Origin of the sequence: Streptomyces fildesensis (assembly GCF_016107395.1) — a bacterium.
GTDB classification, from domain to species: Bacteria; Actinomycetota; Actinomycetes; order Streptomycetales; family Streptomycetaceae; genus Actinacidiphila; species Actinacidiphila fildesensis.
This window is the reverse complement of record NZ_JAAIKO010000093.1, coordinates 1-7238: the sequence shown is the minus strand read 5'-3', so window position 1 is coordinate 7238 and position 7238 is coordinate 1. Positions and strand designations below refer to the sequence as shown.

The 7238-nt window shown below is 66.7% G+C and carries 4 protein-coding genes; 1 reads left to right on the top strand and 3 read right to left on the bottom strand.

The features are described 5' to 3' along the window. A partial coding sequence (locus C6N31_RS41825) for a glycoside hydrolase family 75 protein (protein ID WP_307811609.1) occupies positions 1-863 on the bottom strand: 863 nt, incomplete at its 3' end. Positions 864-1104: 241 nt separating this feature from the next. Beyond that, entirely contained in the window at positions 1105-2463 is a 1359-nt protein-coding gene (locus tag C6N31_RS41820) for a CBM35 domain-containing protein (RefSeq protein ID WP_187145204.1), read from the bottom strand. An 814-nt stretch (positions 2464-3277) separates the two neighbouring features. On the opposite strand from C6N31_RS41820, the gene C6N31_RS41815 reads away from it, so the two are divergent. Then, on the top strand, positions 3278-5710 hold the full coding sequence (locus C6N31_RS41815) for a CBM35 domain-containing protein (protein ID WP_138355355.1): 2433 nt from the start codon (positions 3278-3280) through the stop codon (positions 5708-5710). A gap of 435 nt (positions 5711-6145) precedes the next feature. Here C6N31_RS41815 and C6N31_RS41810 read toward each other — a convergent pair whose 3' ends face one another. After that, positions 6146-7024, bottom strand: a complete 879-nt coding sequence (locus C6N31_RS41810) for a GNAT family N-acetyltransferase (RefSeq protein WP_138355354.1) — start codon at positions 7022-7024, stop codon at positions 6146-6148. Positions 7025-7238: the final 214 nt, after the last annotated feature.

Genomic DNA, 7238 nt, shown 5'->3' with positions numbered 1-7238 from the left:
CAGCTGGTGATCGTCGTGCCACCGGCCAGAGTCGACGCCTCAGCCTCGTACGAGCTGTTCCCACCGGGCGGCGGGTCAGTCGGCGGGTCGGTCGGCGGCGTGCCGCCGTTCATGCTGGAGCCGAGGGTGTCCAGGGCCTTTTGGACCAGGGCCTGGGCGTTGGTGTTGAGGTTGGCGTTGGTGCCATTGACGACCCAGGACGGACCCGAGAACATCGCCAGGGTCACGCCGTTGTCGACGCCACCGGTGGTGCCGCTGCTGGGTATGCCGAGCAGCTGGGCTGCCTTGACGGACGCCTCGCCGAGTTCACGGGAGTCGTTGTCGGAGGTGTCCTGGCCGTTGGCGGTCTGGGTGTCGCCGAAGATCGATCCGATGACCTTGCCGTTGTAGAACATCAGCGCGAACTGACGCCCTGACATGCCGTGTTCCTTGAAGTAGAAGTGCGGACAGGGGGTCTTGCGGTCCCAGCAGTCGTCGCCGAGGACGTAGAAGGGGACCTTGTGGGCGCCCAGTGCCTGGCCGTTGCTGTCCTCCCAGGTCGTCTCGCCCTGGTGGTCGGGGTCGGGGTCGGGGTCACTGCCGTCGGTGTCGATGGCCATGCCGGAGCTGTAGGTGTAGATTCCCGGCGCGACCTGGAAGACGTTCACGTCGGAGTGGGTCATGGTGTTGATGTGAGGCTTGGTGTTGACCTTGTTGGCGGCCGTCGAGTTCTGCTGGATGCCGGCCAGCACCTGGGCGGCGGTGTAGGAGGTCGCGGCCGGTGCGGCAGCCGGGGCCGCCTTGACCGTTGCGGATGTCGTGGCGGCGTCGGCATGGCCGACGACAAGGGGGATGGTGAGCGCGGTGGCTGCGGCGGCTGCCACAACGAGGCGCGTACGGATCGATGACATGGCGGTGTGGGACCTCCATTGTTTGGCAGCAAAGCCTCTTGACGAGTCAATGCATGTGCGACTCTCGTCGCGCATTTGCCTCGCCTCATCAATCGGCTATGCCAGATCGATACTTCCGAGGGACAACCGACTCGCGATCTTGAGCTGAGTCGGTCCTCGCATGGATCCTGCGCCGGCCGCGGTGGTGATCCTGGCGCCGGCTCCCGTAGAGCTGTCAGACGACGATGCGGTCGAGGTTGGGTGCCCCGGCGGAGGGGTTGGAGAACTTGATGGTGTTGTTTCCGGCCTTGAGCTGGACGGTGACGTCCTTGGTGACCACAGTGTTGTAGTCGGGTGTCGCCGCGAAACTGACGGTCTGGTTGACGCCGTTGACGGTCACGACCGCGGAGCGGGACTGGCCGACACTCATGAAGGAGACACTCATCGTGTAGCTACCCGCAGCCGACTCGGCGACGTTGTTGAACGTCGCGGTGCCACCGCTGCCCAGGTAGCTGAGCTTCTTCCCACCCGAGCAGTGCGCGCAGCTGGTGATCGTCGTGCCACCGGCCAGAGTCGACGCCTCAGCCTCGTACGAGCCGTTCCCACCGGCCGGCGGGTCAGTCGGCGGGTCGGTCGGCGGCGTGCCGCCACCGGTGATCTTGTTGAAGATCCGGGAGTAGGCGTAGCCGCTGGCCTTGTCGTAACTGTGGACTTCCCAGAAGGACAGTTCCTGGACGCCGTTGGTGGCAGCGAAGGCTTCCAGCGTGGCGGCGTCGGCCTGGGTGAAGTTCTCGTTGTCGTCGTTCTTGCCGGCGATGGGGGTGAGGCCCATGCGTCCGTATGCCTGTGCGGTGGTGATGCCGTAGAGGCTTGCGAGTTGTGCGGCGGTGCCCTTGGCTGCGGACAGGGAGTCGTTGAGGGCGTTCTCGCCGTCGCCGAAGTCCATGGTCATGATGTTGACGAGGTTGATCTTGACGCCCTTGCCCTTGGCGTCCTTGAGGAGGTTGAGGGTGTCGGATTCGAGGCCGGAGGGGTCCACGGCCAGGGTGTAGTCGACCTCGATGTTGGGGTTTTGGGCCTGGAGGGCGGCCAGGGCCTGGTTGCGGCGGGTGTTGACCGCGGTGTTGCCCAGGGTGCTGCCTTCGATGTCGAAGTCGAGGCGGGTGATGCCGTAAGTGCTGGCGACGTTGGCGTAGGCGGCGGTCAGTGAGGAGACCGAGGTGCAGGTCTGCGCCAGTTCCCCGCCCTCGGCGCCGCCGAAGGAGATGATGACGTTGCCGCCGGCGGCCTTGAGGTCGTTGACCTGGGAGGTGAAGGCGCCCAGTGCGCTGTTGCCGGCCTCCCACTGCGGAGTACAACCGGACTTGGGAATCAGGAAGGCCAGGGTGTAGCTCTTCAGCCCTGTAGCCCTCATGTCAGCTGCCATGTCGCCGGCTGTGTCGCCGGCGAGCTCCAGGTAGGGCGCGGCGTAGTGGGCCGGGAACGTGCTCATCGCCTGGGGGCCGGCGTTGGCGGTCGCGTTGATGCCCATGGCCACCGCTGCCACCGGCAGCGCGGTGGCGATAAGCCCCTTGGTGAGTCGTGACCATGTCACGGATGTCCTCCAGGTGAGGTCGAGACGGGGCATCCCCCAAGGGGGTCGGGCTCCCGGCCGGCGTCGCGGGACCGGAACGTGTGCCGTGCGGATGCTCCGAGAGAGCCGACGGAGCACGGTGTCCCGGCGAGGGGGAGCTGCGATATCTGGTGCCTCGACGGAACCGTTGGGCTTGCGGACGCAGCTCGGGAGAGCACCTTGAGCTGAGTCGAGCTGACGAGTGGGGAGGAAACGGCGCGGGGCCGGGTGTTGTGGAGTTGACCCCGCGGCGCGCAGTCAATCCCTCCCGGGCAGCGCTCGTCAAGAAGTTGGGAAGGAAAGTTTCCTAATAATTAACCGCCACTGCGTCCCGGGGGTGGACCGGGGCGGACGAGCAACTGCCTTCATGGGCGTTTCGACGCCTCACCGAGGCGCTCGGCCTCCCGCCTCGCATCAACATCGGCGGACGCCCGGCATTCCGCGTGGAACCGCCGACGGAATCCGCATCCACGGCCGAGGCGGTTGCTTCGGAGGGAAGGCGTTCATGTGGATGAAATATGTTCAACCTCTTGACTACCGCAGGGCCCGGGAAGACTCTGGGCGACATACCAGTTAGGAAAGTTTCCTTACCATCCATCAGGCGCTCGCGTTTGCGCGGTCGATCGGCACGTGGCACGGGCGGCTCCACCCCTGCTTCAGCCGCCGGGACACGGCGGGACCCACCTCGACACGCCGGTCCCGCAGCTGTCGAAACAGCCCGCCCGCGCGCCTGGCACCGCATCCAGCCGTGCGGTGCCCGACCCCTACTTCCGCCCCCTCGCGTTGGGACGCCCCCATGCCATCGAACAGAAAACGCCGACTAGCATTCGGCGGAACCCTGGCCCTGTTGGCCGCCGGCGTCGCGGCGGCCGGCTGGACCGGCGTCACTGCCGGCACCGCCGGTGCATCCGCCGTGCCCCCCGGCGTCACCCCCGTGCCCGTGCAGCGGGCACTCGACCTGTCGGCTGCCAACCGCCGCGCCCCGCTGCCGGGCATGCCCGACTGGAGTAAAGCCGGTTACCTCGGCGGCCAGCCACTGCCCGGCGCCTCCGAGATCAACCCGTCGACGTCCTGCCAGATCACACCGTCCCAACTGGCGTCCGGCTACGGTGTGGTGCCGAGTGACAGCAAGGATGATACGAACGGCATCCAGGCCGCGATCGACAAGCTGAAGAGCACGTGTTCGCCGACCGGCTCGTACACCAAGCTGTCGCTGATCTCGTTCCCGGCCGGCGTCCTCAACGTCTCCCACCAGATCGCAGTGGACGCCAACTACACCATCCTGCGGGGCGCCGGCAGCGATCCGACGACCGGTACGTCCTTCGAGTACCGGCCGGATGCCAACACTCTGTACGACACCCTCACCTCGGACGGCACTGACTCCGACGGCGACAACATGACCTCGGGCGACGGCAAGATGGGCTGGGCGTGGCCCGGCACCGGCCTGTTCCGGGTCAGTTCCCGTACGGTCGACCCCTCCTACCAGGCGGAGTACAACGCCGCGCCGGCGAACCGCAAGGAGATCTTCCTCGGCTCCATCAACCAGCAATGGAAGGCCGGCGCCAAACTGCGGGCCAAGCCGGGCGAGACCACGTTCGCCGCTCGGCAGGGCGACACGGTCGTCTACCTGGCGACCAGCGCCAAGATGACCAGTTTCAAGGTCGGCGGATTCGTGAATATGATGGCCGCCAACTCACAGAAGTTCTACCAGTCGATGGACGCGGTCAGCGCGACGTTCCCCGAAGAGAACCTGCAGATGCGGCAGCAGATCTTCACGATCAGCGCGGTCGACGCCACCAACCACACGGTCACGGTCGACAAGCAGCTCGAGTACGACATGCCGATCGACTCCACCTCCGACGGCTCAGCACCGATAGACGGCGCCGTCTACGCCAGCAAGGCATCGCCGCTGGTCGAGCCGGTCGTCGGAGTCGGCCTGGAGAACTTCTACATGACCCAGCCGATGTCGAACCTCAACCAGGCCGCCTCGGTCCAGAACTACGGCAACATGGACCCGCACGCCGAGATGAACGGCGTCGTTCTCAAGTGGGCGGTGAACGACTGGGTCCGGGGGGTCCGGACCTACATGACCGGCTCGCACCCGATCGTCACCGAAGAGGCCAAGAACGTTCAGATCCAGGACAACTTCCTGGACGGTTCGTGGAACAAGGGCGCCGGCGGCCGGGGCTACTTCCGCGGCTCACGGGTCTGGGACTCGCTCTACGCCAACAACGTCACCCGCAACCTGCGGCACTTTACGTTCCAGTGGTCGGCGTCGGACAACGTGGCGATCGGCAACGACATCGACTCCGACTTCAACCTGCACGGCGGGTACGAGCGCCGGAACCTGATCGAGCTCAACACGCAGGCCGTGCCGTACGACCACCGCGCCGGCAACTGCCAGTCCAACTGCGGTGACGACGGCGGCGCCAACACGACACCCGACACCTCGAACTGGTACCCGATCTACTGGACCGCAGGTCAGAAGGGCGTCAAGTGGTCGGGTGCAACCGGACCTCAGAACGTCTTCTTCGACAACACGATGACCAAGCAGCTGTCCACCGGCGGTCCGTACCAGCCGTACTACCCGCTGAAGAACACGATCTACCAGTTCGGCGTGGCCGGCCCGTCCGGCGGCGCCTACCACCCGCTCGACGTGGGCGGCACGCCGATCGCCGACTGGGCAAAGAACGAGCAGAAGGACTACACCGGCGGCCACGGCGTCGACGCGTCCCGGACCGACACCGGTCAGTCGCTCTTCCTCAAGACAGTGGGCCCGGTGATCCCACCCACAGGCACGCCCACCCCGACCCCGACGGACACGCCCACGCCCACGGATACACCGACCACGACGCCGACGACCACCCCTTCCCCCGGCAAGTCCTACGAGGCGGAGAAGGCGACCCTGGGCACCGGCACCACGGTCACCAACTGTGCACACTGCTCCGGCGGTAAGAAGATCAGCTTCCTGGGCAGCAGCACCTACTCGGTGACCGCACCCGCCGCCGGCACCTACCCGATGACCATCTACTTCATGAGCGTCGGCAGCGTCCACACCGCGACCGTGACCGTCAACGGCGCGACCCAGACAGTGAACTTCCCGGCAACGCCGGACTACAACACCGTCGTCACCCTGAGGGTCCAGGTACCCCTGAAGGCCGGCACCAACTCCATCGCCATCATCAACACGGCGGGCACCGGCCCCAACCTGGACCGCATCGTCATCTGATCCGCGAACGCCCCAGGCCCGCGCCCAGGGACCGTTTCCGAGGCGTGCGGCTGGTGCCGACGGCGGCTCCGACAGTGTGACGCCGAGGGCGGCGGTCGCAACGCATGTGCGGGCAGGACGACGAGATCGCGTTGGCCTGCCGGCCAGGCGTGCGGGCTTCGCGCAGGGGAGGCACCGCGATGAGGACTCCCCCAATGACCAGGTTCCTACCCCCGCCTACCGGCGCGGTCGGCCAGGTCGCCGGTGTTGGCGACCTGGCCGGTGGAGCCCATACCGGTACCGGTACTGCCCGACGGTGGCTCGTCAACGGTCGTTGCAACACCCCGGATCAGCTACCCCCGAGACGGAGCTACACCCACCATCAATCGCGGACCGAGCCGCAATGGGGGACGGGCCGGACGAGGTGATGCCCAGGTCCGGCCCGTCCGCTCGCCTCTACAGGTCGAGCTGGTACTGGAGTGTCGTGTGTGTGGGAACGTAGCCGAGGCTGTCGCTGATGTGTCTCATGTGCGTGTTGCTGTCGGCAGTGTCGGTCAGGAGGCCGCCGAGGTCTGGATAGCGCCCGTGGGCTTGTCGGATCGACTCGGCCTTCATCCATCGGCCGAGTCCGTGTCCGCGGTGCTCGGGCAGTACGCCGGTACCGTAGTGCTGGCCATCACCCGTGCCATTGCCGGGGACGACGAGTTCGGTGAATCCGGCGATCGAGCCGTCCGCAGTGTCGATGGCGACAACCGTGTGCAACTGGTCGCCGCGCTCTTCAACGGCCTTCGCCGCAGCCCGGACCCGGTCCACGTCCCAGGCCACGATGCCGTGGTCGGTGTCCTCCATGGGCATGTCGTCCATGGCCCGGTGTGAGGCGGCAAACGCCTGGGCGAGGTCGTCGGGGACGGTACCCTGCCACGACGCCAGCCGGTAGCCGGGATGCGGACGCTCGATGATCTCGGCGAGGGCGATGGCGTCCACGTCGGCCAGTGGCAAGCGGGCGAACCTCAAGGTGAGCACCCTACGGAAGCCGCGGGCCGGCAGGAAGTGATCGCCGGGCGATCCGGCCTGGGCCTGCGCGCTGACGCAGCGCCGGGCGTTGTCCCGGGCGGCGGCCACGGCCGTGTCCAGGAGCTGGGAGCCGACGCCCTTGCGGCGCTCCACGGGATGGACGTGGAGGGTCAGTTCGGCCAGGTGCTCTTGTCCGCCATCGAACAGACGCAGATAGGCCGTCCCGACGGGGATGGAATCGGCGTCGGACGCCAGCCATGCAAGGCGTCGGCTGTGCGCCCCGTGAGCGGGGTCGGTCAGTGGGGTGATGCGAAACGACAAGGTGTCTCCGTCGTGAGGAGGTGGCAATGGTCAGTACGCGGGCTCAACTGCTGGGCGCTCCTGCGCATGTGCTCCACACCTCCTCGTCGACAGAGCCTGTCCGGATCAGCATGGACGGCTGGGAGAACTTAGCTGGCCTATCGGTTCCTCGGCAATGGGTTAATACTGCAACCGCATGTGGTGTGACTGTTGGCGGTGTGGCTCGTTGGTCCGA